The organism is Devosia epidermidihirudinis, assembly GCF_000971295.1.
GTDB lineage: Bacteria > Pseudomonadota > Alphaproteobacteria > Rhizobiales > Devosiaceae > Devosia > Devosia epidermidihirudinis.
Genome location: NZ_LANJ01000016.1, coordinates 31,557 through 48,602, shown reverse-complemented (window position 1 = coordinate 48,602; position 17,046 = coordinate 31,557). Strand labels below are relative to the sequence as shown.

Sequence of the window (17,046 nt, the reverse complement as noted above, 5' to 3'; positions counted from 1 at the left end):
AGTCATCTGGTCTCGGCTAGGAAAGCCGAGACCCTAAGGCCTTCGCTGATAAATTCCAACCGCTGCGCGCGGCTTTGTCCCAATGTTTGGACGGCTAAACCACCAGCTTGCGATAGAGATGCCAGGTGGCATGACCAAAGATGGGAATGACCACCGCCAGCCCGACAAAGACCGGGATCGAGCCGACAAACAGCCCCACCGCAACAATCACGCCCCAGGCGAGCATCGGGATCGGATTGCGCATCACGGCGCGGAACGATGTTTCAACGGCCATATAGGCCCCGACATCGCGATCCAGCAGCAGCGGGAAGGCAATTACCGTCATGCACAGCGTCACCACCGCAAAGAGCAGCCCGATCAGATTACCAACGATCAACAGAGTCATACCGCCCGGCTGGGTCAGCACCTGATTGATCAGACCGCCCAGCGCCATGGGTGGGGCGGAGCCAAAAAGGCTCTCATACAGCGCCTGCGCGGCGGTCAGCCACAAAGTGAAAATGGCGAACAGCAGCACGGCGATGGCCGCAATCGAGCCAATGGCGGGAGAGCGAAGGACTTCAAAGGCATGTTTCCAGGACGTGTCTTCGCCCAGCTCGCGACGCCGGGAGATTTCATAGAGCCCAATCGCCGCAAAAGGCCCGAGCAGGGCAAAGCCACCGACCAGCGGATAGAGCATGGGCCAAGTGTAATAGCCGTTCATCCACACGGCGAGCGCAATGCCGACAATGGGATAGATCAAGGTCAACATGACGTAGTGGGATGGCTTTTCCCAGAAGTCAGCGGCGCCGCGCCGCAGCACGTCGAACAGGTCAGCAATGGTGATGGTGCGGATGGCCGGCCGATCAAGCGTGTCGCTCGCGCCGGACAGGACGTGAAAATGGGCCATGACGAAACTCCCGTTGCAATGCAGGGAAAACGCCGCCGTCTGGCCAAGGCAATTACAGAGCGGTCAGGGACGAACGCTGGTCTGCAAGTGAAGAGAGTGTAGGCCCGACCCGAGGCGCTGTCGCCCCGGATCGGGAAATTGTGATCGGCTAGGCCTTGGCGAGGGCCTGATCGATATCGGCGAGGATGTCATCGATATGCTCGATGCCGACCGAAATGCGGACCAGATCTTCCGACACGCCTGCCTTGGCCAGCTCTTCTGGCGAGAGCTGACGGTGTGTGGTCGAGGCCGGATGGCAGGCCAGGGACTTTGCGTCGCCGATATTGACCAGGCGCAGGATCATCTGCAGCGCATCGATGAAACGGCCGCCCGCTTCCTTGCCACCGGTGATGCCAAAGCTGAGGATGCCCGAGCCCGAACCCTTGGAGATCTTCTGGGCGAGGGCGTGGAACTTGCTGTCTGGCAGGCCGGCATAGTTGACCCACTCGACCTTTGGATGGGCCTTGAGGTGCCTGGCGACCTTGAGGGCATTTTCGGTGTGGCGCTCCATGCGCAGGCCAAGCGTTTCAAGGCCCTGCAGGATCTGGAAGGCGTTGAACGGGGAGATCGCCGCGCCGGTATTGCGGAGCGGAGCCACGCGCGCGCGACCGATAAAGGCCGCAGCACCGAGCGCCTCGGTATAGACGACGCCGTGATAGGACGGATCGGGCTCATTCAGGATGGCAAAGCGCTTGGCATTGGCCTTCCAGTCGAACTTGCCGCTATCAACGATAATGCCGCCGATGGAGGTGCCGTGGCCGCCAATATATTTGGTCAGCGAATGCACCACGATATCGGCGCCGAACTCGAACGGGCGGGTGAGGTAGGGCGTCGCGACCGTGTTGTCGACGATGACAGGCACGCCATGGCGATGGGCAATCTCGGCGATGCGCTCGATATCGACCACGTTGCCGGCTGGATTGCCGATGGATTCAAGGAATACCGCCTTGGTGTTCTCGTCGATCAGGCGCTCCAGCGCATCATAATCGTCGTAGCTGAACAGGCGGGTCTCGATGCCCTGGCGTGGGAACGAGTGCACGAACAGGTTATAGGTGCCGCCATAGAGCTGGGAGGTCGAGACGATGTTGTCGCCGGCACCCGCAATGGTCTGGATCGCATAGGTGATCGCGGCCATGCCCGAGGCGACGGCCAGCGCGCCAATGCCGCCTTCCATTTCGGCGACGCGGGCTTCGAGCACCGCGGTCGTCGGGTTCATGATGCGGGTATAGATATTGCCGGCGACCTTGAGATCGAACAGGTCGGCGCCGTGCTGGGTGTCATCGAAGGTGTAGGACGTGGTCTGATAGATCGGAACGGCAGCCGCCTTGGTGGTGGCCTCCGACGTATAGCCGTGGTGCAGGGCGAGCGATTCGAGCTTCAACATATCCTCCTGGGTGCGGATGGGCGTTCTACGCCCTTGCCGTAATTTGACCATTTCGGGTCAACCACGGGCAAGCCCACCTCGCAACAAGTCTTTTCGTCACGCAGCCCTGCCACGCCAATCCGTGCCCGCGATGGTGAACGGATCGTGCCGCTGTTTCACGTGAATCTGCCCGGGGCGCTCGCGCCAAAACAAAAACACCCCCGGGCGGGGCCCGAGGGTGCGTATTTATGGGGCAGGGCGACTGGCCCCACCCAAATCTAAATCAAACGAAACGGTTGATCAGGTTTTCGAGGTATTCCTGCTGACCGGACTTTGGCTGCGGGTTGATGTTATCCTTCTCGACCTTGGCGGCGAGGTCGGCAAGCGACACCTTGCCCTCGAGGATCGCCTTGCCTTCAGCTGTGTTCCAGCCGGCGTAACGGGCGTCGACGGCCTTGTCATAGGTGCCGTCAGCGATGATCGCAGCAGCGGCTTTGAGCGAGCGGGCCAAGACATCGAGACCACCAATGTGGCCATGCAGCAGGTCTGCTGGATCGATCGACTGGCGACGCACCTTGGCGTCGAAGTTCCAGCCACCGGTGGTCAGGCCACCGGCCTTGAGGATCTGGTAGAAGGCCAGGGTCGTCTCAGGCACCGAGTTGGGGAACTGGTCGGTATCCCAGCCGGACTGGATGTCGTTGCGGTTGGCGTCGACCGAGCCGAGAATGCCCAGAGAAGCGGCCAGAGCCAGCTCGTGCTCGAACGTATGGTTGGCGAGGAAGGCGTGGCCCACTTCGATATTGCACTTCACCTTGGTCTCAAGGCCGTACTTCTTGAGGAAGCCATACACCGTGGCGACGTCGAAGTCGTACTGGTGCTTGCTGGGCTCCTGTGGCTTTGGCTCGATCAGGATCTGGCCCTTGAAGCCGATCTTTTCGGCATGCTCGATCACCATGTGCAGGAAACGGGCCATCTGGTCCTGTTCCTGGCCGATCTTGGTGTTCAGCAGCGTCTCATAGCCTTCACGACCGCCCCAGAGCACGTAGTTCTCGCCGCCCAGTTCGTGGGTCAGCTCGAGCACGTTCTTCACCTGGCCAGCGGCATAGGCGAAGACTTCTGGATCGGGATTGGTGGCAGCGCCCGACATATAGCGGCGGTTGGAGAAGAGGTTCGCCGTGCCCCAGAGGAGCTTGGTGCGGCTGGTTTCCATCTTGCGCGCAAAAATCTCGCCGATTTCGCGAACATTGCGGTTGCTCTCGGCCAGCGTCGCGCCTTCAGGGGCGATATCGGCGTCGTGGAAGCAGAAGAAGGGAATGTCGAGCAGGTCGAAGAATTCGAACGCGACGTCAGCCTTGAGGCGGGCGCCGTCCATGCCGGTATCGTACCATGGACGATCGAAGGTACGGCCGCCAAATGGGTCGCCGCCTTCCCAGGCAAAGGTGTGCCAATAGGCGACGGCTGGACGGATGTGATCTTCCATCCGCTTGCCGGCGACGATCTCGTCCTTGTTGTAGTGGTGGTATGCCAGTGGGTTGGTGCTGTTGGCACCTTCAAACTTGACCGGCGAAATACCCTTAAAGAAATCAGTCACTTACGAGCCTCCTCGATGGCGGGATAGAGTGCGCGATAGCGCGCATATTGGTCGGCATAGGCAGATGACAGCGCGCGATCGGGCGCGATGACGGTCTTGATATCAGGCATGGTGATGATGGTGTGCGGGTCCGCGCCCTCCGCGGCGCAAAAGCCGAGACGGGCGGCGCCCAGCGCGCCACCGAAATCGCCGTCCTCGGGGAGGGCGATTTCCATGTCGAGATTGGTGGCGATCATCTTGAGCCAGAGCGCAGACTTGGCGCCGCCACCCACCGCCAGAAGGCGATCGATTTTGGTGCCCGCGTCATGCAACACGCGCTGGCAGTCGCGGAAGGCAAAGGTCACGCCTTCCATCACCGCCTGGGCCAGCTTGGCCGGATCGGAGCGATGCGACAGGCCCACGAAGGAGCCGCGCGCACCGGCATTATTGTGCGGCGTACGCTCACCCGACAGGTAGGGCAGGAAGATTTCCTCGCCCGGACCGGTGAAATCAGCTTCGGCAGCCCCCGACAAGGCAGCCTGCTTCTGGCCCGTGATATGCGACAGCCAGTTGAGGCTATCGGTCGCCGAGAGGATGACGCCCATCTGGTGCCAGGTATCGGGAATGGCGTGGCAGAAGGCGTGGACCGCCGCTTCGGTATTGGGGCGGAACTTGTCGTTGGAGACAAACAGCACGCCCGAGGTGCCAAGCGAGACAAAGCCTTCGCCGGGCCGGATCGCGCCGATACCGCACGCGGCAGCGGCATTGTCACCGGCGCCACCAGCGACGACAACCGTGCCACCAATGCCCCAGCGCGACGCCAGTTCGGGCTTGAGATTGCCCGAGGGCGCCGAGCCTTCGACAAGGCGCGGCATGTGGGAGCGATTGAGGCCGGTGACGGCCAGCAGCTCGTCAGACCAGTCGCGCTTGGCGACGTCGAGCCACAGCGTGCCAGCGGCGTCGGACATGTCCTCGACATGCTCGCCGGTCAGCAGCAGGCGCACATAGGCCTTGGGCAGAAGGACCTTGGCGATCTTGGCGTAGATTTCAGGCTCATGCTTGCGCACCCAGGCGATCTTGGGCGCGGTAAAGCCGGGCATGGCGATATTGCCCGAGATTTGGCGCAGGCTTGGAAGCGCCGCTTCCATTTCCTTGCACTCGGCAGCCGAACGACCGTCATTCCACAGGATGCAGGGGCGCAAGACTTCGTCGTTTTTGCCGAGCAGGGTCGCGCCATGCATATGACCGGAGAGGCCAATGCCGCGCACTTTTGCCACCTCAGACGGATGCGCCTTCGACAATTTATCGATGGCTTCGAGCGTCGCAGTCCACCAATCGGCGGGGTTCTGCTCGGACCAGCCGGGATGCGGGCGGACCGGCTCAACGGCAGCGGCAGATGCTTCGCCGAGGGCGCGACCATGCGCGTCGATCAGCAAAACCTTGACGCCGGACGTGCCGATATCAATGCCAAGATAGGTCATGAGGCACGTACCTCATTTACGGTGACAAACAACATCTGAACGTCCTCCCGGCCCATTTTTGGGCCACGCCGGTTTGATGAATGGCGCTTCTCTTAGCGCAAATTGTCGCGCAGGAAAATCCCGATTTCAATAGGGTCGCTGACAAGGGCGCCGTGTCCACCCAAAGCCAAGGTACGCGCCGCCGCAATCGCCTCGCGGATTTCGCCATCAGGGTTCTGGTCCAGCACCACGTCGATCACCCCCGAGCGCAACCCACGCCTTGTGGGCTCGGTCAACTCATGGGCAATGACGCGCAGGGCACTGGCGCTTGGCGCGGCATCAAGGGCGGCGACAAGCCCGGCATTGCCCGCACCGAGATTATATAGCCCAGCCAGATCGGGATGACGCGCCAGCACATCGGCGACAATCGCCTCGGTTTCGCTGCGCTCGTCATGGCCCTCGCTCGGCCCGATCAGCTCGAGGGCAGGGAACTCGGCTGCCATGGTCGCGCGAAACCCGCTCAGGCGTTCGCTATGGTCTCGCAAATGCAACGAACCGGCGATCACAGCCACCTTGCCGCCCTGCGGCAGGAAGCGACCGAGCAGGCTTGCCGCCGTGCGTCCGGCGGCCACATTGTCGACGCCGATGAAATGGTGGCGCTGCGTTGCCGGCAAGTCCGACACCAGCGTCATCACCACTATGCCGCGCTTGGTGGCGCTATCGACCGCCGTCAGCACCGATGGTTCTTCGCCCCCCACAATCACGGCGCAATCGGTGGTGCGGGCATCGAGCCCGTCGAGCGCCTTGGCCAAAGCCCCGGCATCGAGCGCGCGCAAGCGCTGGGTTTCGATATAGATGCGGTCGGTCAGGGCCTGTCCGGCGCGGCGCGTCACGGCGTCGGCAAGGCTGGCCATGAACTCATTGGAGCTGTCGGGGATGATAAACACCACGCGCAGATCGCGCGCCCGGGCCAGCAGCGAGGCGGACAAATCGCGCTGAAAGCCGATCTCGGCAATGGCGGCCTCGACCTTTTCGACCGTCGCAGCCCGCACCCCGGGCCGCCCGTTCAGCACGCGATCGACCGTCGCCAGGGACACGCCTGCTGCCCGCGCAACATCGTGGACAGTGGCACGGCGTCTCAGTCCAATTTCGTTCACTTTGGCTCCCACGGCTTTGCGGCCACCTTTGGCGCGCTGCGACAAAACGTCAAGAGTGCGTTGCTTGGGGCCTGTGAAGCGCGCTACAGGTGCCGCGCTCATAAAACAGGGGGAGGCACCGATGCCGATCGACGTTTCGACATTTGGCGAATTCAAAGGCAAGCGCGTCGACCAGTTCCGCCTCGTCAGCACGACCGGCGTCAGCGTCGACATTATCGGCTACGGCGTTGCCGTGCGCGACTGGCGTGTGCCGGTTGCCGGTGGCGAACGCTCGGTGGTTCTCGGCTTCGACAATTTCGACGCCTATCCTGAACACAGCCCCCATTTCGGCTCGCTTGCTGGCCGCGTGGCCAATCGCGTCAAGAATGCGAGCTTTGATCTCAACGGCAAGCACTACACGCTCCCCGCCAATGCTGGCACGTTGCAGTTGCATGGTGGCGATGAAGGCTTGGGCCGCCAGGTGTGGGATGGTCAGGTCGATGAGGCCAACAATGCCGTCCGCTTCACCCATTTCAGCCCCGATGGCGCCATGGGTTATCCCGGCAGCGTCAACTTCTCGGCCACGTACACCTTGCGCGGCAACAAGCTGCGTCTCGAGCTGAGCGCCACCACCGATCAGCCCACCCCGATCAGCCTGGTTCAGCACCAGTATTTCAACCTCGGCACCACGGCCGATGTGCTCGACCACTCCATCCAGGTCAATTCGAGCGCCTATACCCAGCTGGGCGAAGATCTCGCGCCAACCGGCGCCATTCTGCCATCGCGCGGCACGATCTATGATCTGCGGACCGCCCGCACCATGCGCGACGCGTCTGGCGCACCGGTGGACTATGATATCGGCATGGTGCTCGACACCGGTCGGGCCACCTCAGAGCCGATCGCGACCGTTATATCCCCCGACAAGGATCTGACGCTCAAGCTATGGAGCGATCGTCCAGGCGTGCAGGTCTATAACAGCGTCACCACCGATGTGGCGGCGCCCGGCCTCGGCGGCAAGCACTATGGGAACCATTCCGGTTTCTGTCTTGAAGATCAGGCCTTTGCCGACGCGCTGCACAATCCTCACTTCCCCAATATCATCTATTCCCCAGAGCGCCCCTACCGCCACTGGTGCGAATTCGAGATCGCGTAAGACCACGACCTCCCCATAACCGTCATCACCCGGCTCGTCCGGGTGATCCATCTTCTGCCGGGCGCATGGATTGCCCGGACGAGCCGGGCAATGACGATGGATCGGTGGCCGGTTGCTATAGTGACCGGTCGAGGTGAAGCATCCTTCAGCGAGCGTTACCCTCGGGCCTTATCCGAGAGCCTTTCTGGTCGATCACCCTGTGACCCGCGATCTCCTCACAACCGTCATCACCCGGCTCGTCCGGGTGATCCATCTCCCCCGGATGCACCAACGCATGGATTGCCCGGACAAGCCGGGCAATGACGGCCACTGAGGGACTCGGCGTTTCTGCTGCCACGCCCTGTCAGCACCGCTGGCGCATAGCTCTCTCCACGATGCAGCCCATGGCTGCGCCCCTGGAGACACCGGAATGCACCCCTTTACCATCGCTATTCCCGACGCGGCGCTGTTTGATCTTGAAGCACGGTTGGGCCAGACCCGTTTTGCCAAAACGTTGCCCCATACCGGCTGGGACTATGGCATCGAGGATGGGTTTCTCCGCGAATTCATCACCTATTGGGCCGAGCAATATGACTGGCGCGGCGCCGAGGCCCGGCTCAACGCCTTCCCCCAATTTGTTGAAGAGATCGACGGCGAGGCCGTCCATTTCGTCCATGTGCGCGGGCAGGGCGACACCAATGTGCCGATCCTTCTGACCAATGGCTGGCCCTCCAATTTCGTCGAATTGCTGCCGCTGGTGCCTCTGCTCACCGCGCCGGTCGATGGCGTGGCGTTCGACGTCGTCATCCCCTCGCTGCCCGGCTTTGGCTTTTCCGGCCAACCCAACAAGCCGGGCATGAACCTCAGCGCCGTTGCGCCGCTCTGGGCCGAGCTGATGACGCGTTTGGGCTATGATAAATTCCTCATCTCGGGCTCGGATATGGGCACTGGCGTTGAAATGGCGCTGGTGCGCGATGTCCCAGAGCGGTTGATCGGGGCGCATTACGTCAATGTTTTTTCAGGCTTTCCCCGCCCCAGTGACCCAACGCCGGAAGAAGCAGCCTTTCTCCAACGCGCCGACTATATGGCCTTTACCGAGGGCGCCTATGTGACGATCCAGGGCACCAAGCCGGCCACGCTGGCGGTTGGCCTCAATGATTCCCCGGCGGGCCTCGCCGCATGGATTCTCGAGAAATATTACGTATTTAGCGACAATGGCGGCGACATAGCCAATGCCTTCGCCCTCGATGATCTTGCCACAATCCTCTCGGTCTATTGGTTCAGCCAGACCATTGGCAGCTCGGTGCGGCTCTATAAGGAAGCCTTTGCCGATCCCCAATTGATGGGACCCGCGCCGCGCCATCAGGTGCCGCACGCCGTGCTGTTGCCGCCCTTCGATAATCCTGCGCCGCGCGCCTGGGGCGAGAGAAACCTGCAAAACATCGTGCGCTGGAGCGAAGCGCGGGCAGGCGGCCATTTTCCTGCGCTCGAAATCCCCGAGGAGATGGCCCATGACATCCGGGCGTTTTACGGCCAGATCGCATAAACTGCAGCGCCTGCCCAGAATCGAGCAGTCCCCGCACCGCACGGAGAGCAAACCATGGACAAGACCGAGCGCCTTTTTGCCGTCATGGACGCGCTGCGGCGGCATCGTCGTCCGGTCACGGCAGCCGCGCTTGCCCAGGAGCAGGGTGTGTCCGTCCGCACGCTCTATCGCGACGTGCAGACGCTTATCGGCCTTGGCGCGCCCATCGATGGCGAGGCGGGAGTTGGCTATATGCTGAAGCCCGGTTTCTTCCTGCCGCCACTGATGTTCACCCCCGAAGAGCTTGAAGCCTTGGTGCTGGGGGCCCGCTGGGTGGGGGCGCAGCCCGATGACGGCCTTGGCGCCGCGGCACAAAACGCACTGGCCAAGATCGCCACCGCATCCCCCGAAGATCTGCGCGACCGCATCAACGATACCGGGCTTTGGCCCGTCGCCGTCTGGGGCGAGAAAAAGCCGATGCCGGTGCTGGGGCAGGTCCGGCAGGCCATGCGCACCGAAAAAGCGCTGCGCATTGGCTATCAGGATGAGGGCGGCAATCCGTCCGAGCGCACCATCTGGCCGGTGCAATTGGCCTATTACGAAGGCAAGCAGATCATCGCCGCCTGGTGCTGCCTGCGCACAGCCTTCCGCAATTTCCGCACCGACCGCATTGTCGAGCTGACCGTCACCGAGGAGCGTTACGGCAAGCGCCGCGCCGTGCTCGAACGCGAATGGCGCGACGAATGGGAGGCCGAATGGCGCGCCCATCAGGCGGCAGTTTCACGTGAATCACCGGCCGGGGATTAGGCGGAGAACGGCACGAAGACCACAAAGGCCAGCGCGACGGTGTGCAGCAACGCGATTGCCCAGGTGGTGGCAACAAAGCGCGGCTTGACGGTCTTGTGGCGATAGACCTCCTGCGCCGCCAGCCCGCCGATGATGCCAAAGGTAAAATCGACGATGTGCAGCGAGCCCTCGCTGACCCGATACTGCCCGCTGAGCGCGTAGAGCTTGTCGAAGCGATAAAACAGCGCCGACGCCGTTCCCATGAAAATATAGATCAGGCTGAACCAGGGCGTCATGTGGCCATTGGCAATGGCCAGCACGATCAGCAGGGTCATCATGGTGGCTGCCGCGGTGCGCAGGCCAAGTTTATAGGGCGACACATTGGATGAGGTCGGGCGCAGGCTGGGTCTGGGAGCAGGCGTCGTCGGCTGTGGGGCAATGATCACATCGACCGCGGCAGGACGCCCGTTTCGCCCGGTCGCGACGTCGAACGTCAGCCGATCCCCCAGGCGCGGACGGCTGTCACCGGGAACCTTTGAAATATGGACGTAATATTCCCGCCCCTGCTCGTCACGGACAAAGCCGTAACCGCCCTTGTTATTCCACTGAATCAGTTCGCCACTACGTCGCATATGCCACCCCACGCAACCTCCGTACCGCAGGCGCGTTTAACGAAAGCTGAGCGCTATTGATCGTCGATTGACGATGAAGCATACTCAGCGTCCCTTAAGCCAACTCATGCTGCCATCATGTCCAGCACTGCAAGGCAATTCGTAGAAACCCAAATCGCCCGCGCCGACGTTCGCATAGGTGGGGATCGCCCTTGGGATATCCAAGTTCACAATGAGGCCCTGTTCAGCCGGGTTCTCAGCCAAGGCACTGTGGGCCTTGGGGAAAGCTACATGGACGGCTGGTGGGACGCCGAGGCGCTCGACCAGATGGTGTTCAAGTTCGCCGCCGCCCATATCCAGGATAATTTTCCCCGAGATCTCGCCCTGATCGGCAGCGTGCTGCGCGCCAAACTGCTCAACCTGCAGCGACGACATGTCACGGAAGTCGGCGAGAAACACTATGACATCGGCAATGACCTTTATGGGGCCATGCTCGACAAGCGCATGATTTATTCCTGCGCCTATTGGAAGGATGCGCCCAACCTCGATGCCGCGCAGGAGGCCAAGCTCGACCTCATCTGCCGCAAGATCGGTCTTCAGCCCGGCATGCGCATTCTCGACATCGGTTCGGGCTGGGGCGGCTTCCTGCAATTTGCCGCCGAGCGCTATGGCGTGACCGGTGTTGGGGTCACTGTCTCCAAAGAACAGGCGGCCTTGGCCAATGCCCGCACGGCGGGCCTGCCGGTCGAAACGCTGCTGCTCGATTATGAGGCGCTGGACGGTCAATTCGACCGCATCATCTCGATCGGCATGTTCGAGCATGTCGGCTACAAAAACTATCGCAGCTATTTCGAGAAGGCCGCAACGCTGCTGGCGCCCGACGGGCTGATGCTGCTGCACACCATTGGCGGCAATCAATCGAGCACGCATGGCGATCCGTGGACCGAAAAATACATATTTCCCAATGGCATGCTGCCATCGGTCGCCCAGATCGGCAAAGCCCTCGAAGGCCTGTTCGTCATGGAAGACTGGCACAATTTCGGCGCCCATTATGATCGCACACTGATGGCCTGGCTCGCCAATTTCGATGCCGCCTGGCCGACCCTGGCGCATCATTATGACGAGCGCTTCCGCCGCATGTGGCGCTATTACCTGTCGGTGTCGGCCGCATTGTTCCGGGCCCGCAACATCAATCTCTGGCAGGTCGTGCTGTCGCCCCACGGCGTTGCGGGCGGCTATACCAGCGTGCGGTAACAAGGATTCACGTGAAACACCTATTCACAGGCTTATCCACCGGATCCAATCCGGCCTATAAAGCTGTCGATGAGCACCAAACCGAAAATCCTGATCAGCGCCTGCCTTTTGGGTCGCCCCGTGCGCTACAACGGCAAGGGCAAACCGCTCGATCATCCGCTGGTTGCCCATTGGCGCGACGAGGGGCGCCTGGTTGCCATTTGCCCCGAACTCGCAGGCGGTTTTTCGGTGCCGCGTCCACCGGCCGAAATCGCTGACAACAGCTCCGGCGATGCCGTGCTGTCCGGTTCGGGGCGCGTCGTCGACAATACCGGCGCCGACGTCACCGCGCCGTTCCTTGCTGGTGCCGAAGCGGCGCTCGCCTTGGCCCGCGAGCACGATATCCACCATGCCCTTCTCATCGACGGCAGTCCGTCCTGCGGCAGCAGCACGATCTATGACGGCAAATTCGACGGCACCCGCCATCATGCTGCCGGCGTCACCGCCGCCCTGCTGCGCCAAAACGGCATTGCCGTCTTCACCGAGCGCGACGTCGACGCGCTGGCTTCAGCGCTAATCGCGTGACTGTCGCGACGCTGGACGACATCATCACGACAGTCACCAATCTGGCATCACCCGGCCTCATTGCCATTGATGGTCTTCCGGTCTCGGGCAAGAGCACGCTGGCCGACCAGTTGATCGACCGACTTGATCTCAACTGCATCTATCTCGATGATTTCATTGCCGCTCCGGCAGACTGGCCCAGCCGAACCCAGCCTGCCTTTCCGTTCCAATACATCCGCTATGACGCATTTCTCGACGCCATCCAGGCTTTGGCGCAGACGGGCAGGTGCAGCTACCAGCCGTTCGACTGGTCAACGCTCAGCATCGCTCCGGAAGCGCGGACCGTGACCCTCGACAAATCAGTGATCATTGAGGGCGTTTCATCGCTCCATCCTGATGTCGCGGCGCTCTACAGCCTCAAAATCTTTGTCGAAAGCGACCGCTCCACCACGCTGGCCGCAGCCTATGCGCGGGGCGTCGGAGAGTGGGCGACGGAATGGCAGCAGCTGTTCCTGCCCAGCGCCGACCTCTACATGCAATCGCGCCCCCAGACGCGTTGTGACCTCCTCTACGCCGGGCGCGGGGCGGTTTGAGCAGGGAGATTCCTCTCCCATCCTCCACCCCAGCCCCCAACACCGGCGCTGCCCTCGGACTTGATCCGAGTGCCACTCTCAGCGCGGCACAAGTGGAAGACACCTCGGATCAAGTCCAAGGGAAGCGCCGATGTGTAGAGATGTTCAGTGGAAAGAGCAGGCACTCAAAACTGCATACGCCGCAGAGGCAGTTTGATCGGATGCGGGAACCCGGTCGCCAGATCATCCCAGAACCGTGTACGGAGCGGATCGGGAAACACATGCCCTTCCGGCAGGTCATCGCGGGTAAACCAGGCGGCCTCCACGATGGACTCGCCGTCAGCAGGATTGGCGTTCACATCGAGCGCGCCGGACACATAGTCGGCGAGAAACCAGAACTTGATCGCACGATCGGTGTCGCTCCACAGCTCGTCGATATAGGCAAGGCGAGAAACCCGCACGGTAAGGCCGGTTTCCTCAAGGCATTCGCGCTCAGCCGCAGCGGGGAGCTCTTCGCCGCCTTCAACGCCGCCGCCCGGACCCACCCAGAAATCGTGGTGGTCATTGCGATAGTGGCGCACCAGCAAAATCCGGCCCTCATTCAGGGCGAGCACGCCCGCGGAAATACGATGGGCCAACTAAGCCACTCCGAAATTGAGCCGATAGCTGAGCGCTTCAGCGATATGAGGGCGCCCGACAGCGTCGGCTCCGGCCAGATCGGCCAGCGTCCGGGCCACCTTGAGCACGCGGTGATAGGCGCGGGCAGACAAATTGAACCGCTCGGCGGCCTGCAGCAACAGCGACTGGCTTTCGCGATCAGGATTGACCACGGCCTCGATCAGGCTGGGCCCAGCCCCGGCATTGGTGAACACCTCAGGCGCGCCATGGGCGAGATAGCGCTCGCGCTGACGATGCCGCGCTTCGGCGACGCGATGGGCCACATCGGCCGAGCTTTCGGCAGCACCGGAGGGCGCGATCATATCGGCAGCCGTCACAGCGGGCACGTCGACGCGAATATCGATGCGATCGAGAAAAGGCCCGGAAACGCGGCTCTGATAGTCGTCGGCGCAGGCTTTACCGCGCTTGCAGGTATGCCCGGGTGTGCCTGCCAGCCCGCATTTGCAGGGGTTCATCGCCGCGATCAGCTGCACGCGGCTGGGATAGCTCACCCGCGCATTGGCGCGGGCGATCACCGTTTCCCCCGCTTCAAGCGGCTGGCGCAGGCTGTCGAGCACGCTGGGCGCAAACTCAGGCAGCTCATCGAGAAACAGCACGCCATTATGCGCGAGGCTGACTTCGCCCGGGCGTACCTTGAGCCCACCACCCACCAAAGCGGCCATCGAGGCCGAGTGATGCGGCGCGCGGAAGGGACGGCGATCGGAAATCGCGCCGCCCGCCAGCTCGCCGGCAATGGACTGGATCATCGAAATATCAAGCAATTCACGCGGATCGAGCGGCGGCAGGATGGAGGGCAACCGCGCCGCCAACATGGATTTACCCGCACCGGGAGGGCCGATCATCAAAAGGTTATGCCCGCCCGCCGCCGCCACTTCGAGCGCGCGCCGCGCCACCTGCTGGCCGCGCACTTCGCTGAGATCGGGCAGGCCTGTCGCGTTCAGATGCTTGCGGGGCAGGGGGCGCGCCGCCAGTTGATGGCCGGTCAGATGATTGGCCAGCGCCAGAAGGCTTTCGGCGGCAATGATATCAAGCCCTTCCCCCGCCCAGGCGGCCTCGGAGCCCGACGGTGCCGGGCAGATCAGGCCCAGCTCACGCCCCTGCGCGGCAATCGCCGCAGGCAAGATGCCGCCGACATGGGCCAGCCGCCCGTCGAGCCCCAGTTCGCCCAGCGCCAGATAGCCATCCAGCGCATCCTGCGGAATGGCGCCAATGGCGGCCATCAGCGCCAACGCGATGGGCAGATCGTAATGGCTGCCTTCCTTGGGTAGATCGGCGGGCGCGAGATTAATGGTGATGCGCTTGGGCGGCAGACCCAGCCCTGAGGCAACCAGCGCCGCGCGGACGCGTTCGCCGCTTTCCTTGACGGCTTTATCGGGCAATCCGACGAGCACGAAGGCGGGCATGCCGGGCGCGATTTGCACCTGCACATCCACCGGAACCGCCTCGATACCGAGAAATGCCACCGTCGAAACGCGCGTGACCATGTCAAAACGCCCCAAGCCCTGAACGAGGCTAGCAGAGGCTTTCCGGGCGAACAAGAACGTAGGGCGAACGAAAGACGGCTTGTTAACCATGCTCGCTGCCACAATGGTTACCCTAATCCTCCATTAACCGCGCCATGGTGATTGAAAGGCTCAATTAAATCTAATGCGTTGAGTTCTGCCCATGACCGCCTGCCGGCCATTCCCCTCGCTCCGTGGACTTGCGAAAATCACGCTGGCTGCTGCCCTGGCCGCCATATTGGTCGCCTGTTCCAGCGGGGGTGGGCTCTATGGCCCGATCCAGGGCGATAACCGGCCGCATTCGGGCGTTGATCGCGCCCGCGCCATGCCCATTCAGGGGATCGATGTGGCGCGCTATCAGGAAAACGTCGATTTCCAGCGTGCGCGTGCCGCCGGGATCAACTTCGTGTTCATGAAGGCGACCGAGGGCAAGGACTATATCGACCCCAATTTCCGGGTGAACTGGGTGCGGGCGCGCGAATCCGGCATGCCGCGCGGCGCCTACCACTTCATGACCTGGTGCTCGCTGGCGTCCGAACAGGCGGCGTGGTTCGTGGCCAATGTGCCCAATGATCCCGATGCGCTGCCACCGGTGCTCGATCTGGAATGGAACAACCATTCGAGCTGCAAGGTCAAACCGAACCGCGCCGATGCGCTGGAAAAGATCCGCGTGATGCTCGACGCGATGGAGCGCCACACCGGCAAGCTGCCGATCATTTACACCGACATGAACTTCCACCGCGATATTCTGGAAGGCGAGAGCTTCCCCAATGCCTTCTGGCTGCGCTCGACGGCGGCCCAGCCGCATGAACGCTACCGCAATCGCACCTGGACCTTCTGGCAGTGGACGCAGACCGGCGTGGTGCCGGGCGTGAAGGGCGAAGTCGATCGCAATGCCTTCTATGGCAACCAGAATGACTGGCTGACATTCCTCTCGACCGGATGCGATCCGCGGGCCATTGCCTATCTCGCGCCGACCGGCCGCTGCCAGTTTGCCAAATAGGATAAAGGGGCGCTTTTAGCGCCCCTGCCACATCCGGGCCTGCCCATAGGAGCGCACTTCGGCGTCTGCCTCAGGCTGGAACAACACGGATTCGACCGAAACCGCATCGGCCGAGCCGTCATAGGCAAAGACCTGTTCTTCGCGCATGCCCAGCAGCGCCAGCCCATGCATGGAGCGCAGCGACACGGTCTGGCCGATCACTTCGCGTGCCGCCCCGATCACCAGCTTGTGCTCCAGCCAGCGGCCGTCGCCGAGCTTGTAGCGAACCTGGCTGTTCATGGTTACGACATCGGGATCGATCAGGTCGGGCGCCACGATGTCGGCATAGACAAGCTTATGCCGCAGCAGATCGAAATAACCGCGTTCGCCGGTCGGCCGGGCCATCGCGATCCCGCGCAGGATGGCATAGTCCCGGTCGGTCATGAAGAACTGGGCGGGGGCACCCATGGTTTTGGTTTCCTTTTGTGTTGAGAGAAATGGGAGAGAGGGCGCCGCGAGCACGCATGGCGACGCCCGGGCCACCTAGAGCTTGCTGGTCGAGAGGGCCGAGAGCACCCGCGCGCGATCTTCCACCGCGCTCAGGCGAATGGTCATGGTCTCGGTCTTGATCGGGGTTTGCGGGGGCAGACGATATTGCAGGTCGGGCAGGGTGGCTTCGGCCCACTGGGTGAAACGCTTGAGCTTGTGGCTGCCGCTGATGGCGATGGTCAGGCCGTATGGGAAAGTCATAATCGTCTTGTTCCGTAAAAGCGCATCGCCCCGCGCCATCGCTTTGGGGGCAATGGATCGGCGGACGATGACAGGCACGCCGCGCGAAGCGGGTGCAGGGATCACTGATGGTATGGGGGCTTAAATCCTGGCACGGCCCTTGCGCTTGCCCGAGGGCGTGGCAGGTGGCCGAACCAGGTCAAACGCCTCGGAGGAGGCGGAACCGGTAATGCTGGCGATGGCAACAATCGAAAGCGTGCATGGCGCTATCAAAGCAG

At 62.3% G+C, this 17,046-nt stretch carries 17 protein-coding genes; 7 read left to right on the top strand and 10 right to left on the bottom strand.

Annotated features, from left to right (window positions below):
* Positions 1–94 precede the first annotated feature (94 nt).
* The 5 genes from WH87_RS08605 to WH87_RS19585 form a co-directional block, all read right to left on the bottom strand.
* Positions 95–886: a DUF2189 domain-containing protein gene (locus WH87_RS08605; RefSeq protein ID WP_046139488.1), complete on the bottom strand. Its 792-nt coding sequence runs from the start codon at positions 884–886 to the stop codon at positions 95–97.
* A 148-nt stretch (positions 887–1,034) separates the two neighbouring features.
* Positions 1,035–2,306, bottom strand: a complete 1,272-nt coding sequence (locus tag WH87_RS08600; protein WP_046139850.1) for an O-acetylhomoserine aminocarboxypropyltransferase/cysteine synthase family protein — start codon at positions 2,304–2,306, stop codon at positions 1,035–1,037.
* Between the two features lie 265 nt (positions 2,307–2,571).
* Complete coding sequence (xylA, locus tag WH87_RS08595; protein WP_046139489.1) at positions 2,572–3,879, bottom strand: xylose isomerase; 1,308 nt, start codon at positions 3,877–3,879, stop codon at positions 2,572–2,574.
* Positions 3,876–5,339: a xylulokinase gene (gene xylB / locus WH87_RS08590; RefSeq protein WP_046139490.1), complete on the bottom strand. Its 1,464-nt coding sequence runs from the start codon at positions 5,337–5,339 to the stop codon at positions 3,876–3,878. The genes xylA and xylB overlap by 4 nt, the downstream gene beginning before the upstream one ends.
* Positions 5,340–5,431: 92 nt before the next feature.
* The gene (locus tag WH87_RS19585) at positions 5,432–6,475 is read right to left on the bottom strand and encodes a LacI family DNA-binding transcriptional regulator (protein WP_197410763.1); all 1,044 of its coding nucleotides are present in this window, start codon (positions 6,473–6,475) and stop codon (positions 5,432–5,434) included.
* A 121-nt stretch (positions 6,476–6,596) separates the two neighbouring features.
* Here WH87_RS19585 and WH87_RS08580 point away from each other — a divergent pair, with 121 nt between their 5' ends.
* The 3 genes from WH87_RS08580 to WH87_RS08570 all read left to right on the top strand — a co-directional run bounded on the left by WH87_RS08580 (position 6,597) and on the right by WH87_RS08570 (position 9,918).
* On the top strand, positions 6,597–7,607 hold the full coding sequence (locus WH87_RS08580; protein WP_046139491.1) for an aldose epimerase family protein: 1,011 nt from the start codon (positions 6,597–6,599) through the stop codon (positions 7,605–7,607).
* Positions 7,608–8,016: 409 nt separating this feature from the next.
* On the top strand, positions 8,017–9,132 hold the full coding sequence (locus WH87_RS08575; RefSeq protein ID WP_046139492.1) for an epoxide hydrolase family protein: 1,116 nt from the start codon (positions 8,017–8,019) through the stop codon (positions 9,130–9,132).
* A 54-nt stretch (positions 9,133–9,186) separates the two neighbouring features.
* Positions 9,187–9,918 carry a helix-turn-helix transcriptional regulator gene (locus tag WH87_RS08570; protein WP_046139493.1) on the top strand — a complete coding sequence of 244 codons (732 nt, stop codon included), beginning with the start codon at positions 9,187–9,189 and terminating at the stop codon, positions 9,916–9,918.
* Here WH87_RS08570 and WH87_RS08565 read toward each other — a convergent pair.
* On the bottom strand, positions 9,915–10,529 hold the full coding sequence (locus WH87_RS08565) for a DUF1294 domain-containing protein (RefSeq protein WP_046139494.1): 615 nt from the start codon (positions 10,527–10,529) through the stop codon (positions 9,915–9,917). The two genes, WH87_RS08570 and WH87_RS08565, sit on opposite strands and share 4 nt — an antisense overlap.
* A 117-nt stretch (positions 10,530–10,646) precedes the next feature.
* On the opposite strand from WH87_RS08565, the gene cfa reads away from it, so the two are divergent.
* The 3 genes from cfa to WH87_RS08550 all read left to right on the top strand — a co-directional run bounded on the left by cfa (position 10,647) and on the right by WH87_RS08550 (position 12,898).
* The gene (gene cfa / locus WH87_RS08560; RefSeq protein WP_046139495.1) at positions 10,647–11,762 is read left to right on the top strand and encodes a cyclopropane fatty acyl phospholipid synthase; all 1,116 of its coding nucleotides are present in this window, start codon (positions 10,647–10,649) and stop codon (positions 11,760–11,762) included.
* A 69-nt stretch (positions 11,763–11,831) separates the two neighbouring features.
* Positions 11,832–12,326, top strand: coding sequence for a DUF523 domain-containing protein (locus tag WH87_RS08555; protein ID WP_046139496.1), 495 nt, complete (start codon positions 11,832–11,834; stop codon positions 12,324–12,326).
* Positions 12,323–12,898, top strand: coding sequence for a uridine kinase family protein (locus WH87_RS08550; protein ID WP_046139497.1), 576 nt, complete (start codon positions 12,323–12,325; stop codon positions 12,896–12,898). The genes WH87_RS08555 and WH87_RS08550 overlap by 4 nt, the downstream gene beginning before the upstream one ends.
* Before the next feature lie 164 nt (positions 12,899–13,062).
* Here WH87_RS08550 and WH87_RS18950 read toward each other — a convergent pair whose 3' ends face one another.
* Together WH87_RS18950 and WH87_RS08540 are read right to left on the bottom strand one after the other, a co-directional pair.
* Positions 13,063–13,515: an NUDIX domain-containing protein gene (locus tag WH87_RS18950; protein WP_052726491.1), complete on the bottom strand. Its 453-nt coding sequence runs from the start codon at positions 13,513–13,515 to the stop codon at positions 13,063–13,065.
* On the bottom strand, positions 13,516–15,039 hold the full coding sequence (locus WH87_RS08540; RefSeq protein WP_046139498.1) for a YifB family Mg chelatase-like AAA ATPase: 1,524 nt from the start codon (positions 15,037–15,039) through the stop codon (positions 13,516–13,518). It abuts the gene before it with no gap.
* 181 nt (positions 15,040–15,220) lie between these two features.
* Between WH87_RS08540 and WH87_RS08535 the strand changes: the two genes are divergently transcribed.
* Complete coding sequence (locus WH87_RS08535) at positions 15,221–16,060, top strand: glycoside hydrolase family 25 protein (protein WP_046139499.1); 840 nt, start codon at positions 15,221–15,223, stop codon at positions 16,058–16,060.
* A 15-nt stretch (positions 16,061–16,075) separates the two neighbouring features.
* On the opposite strand, the gene WH87_RS18945 is transcribed toward WH87_RS08535, so the two are convergent.
* Positions 16,076–16,507: a hypothetical protein gene (locus WH87_RS18945; RefSeq protein ID WP_052726492.1), complete on the bottom strand. Its 432-nt coding sequence runs from the start codon at positions 16,505–16,507 to the stop codon at positions 16,076–16,078.
* A 75-nt stretch (positions 16,508–16,582) separates the two neighbouring features.
* Entirely contained in the window at positions 16,583–16,789 is a 207-nt protein-coding gene (locus WH87_RS08525; protein WP_046139500.1) for a hypothetical protein, read from the bottom strand.
* Between the last annotated feature and the right edge of the window lie 257 nt (positions 16,790–17,046).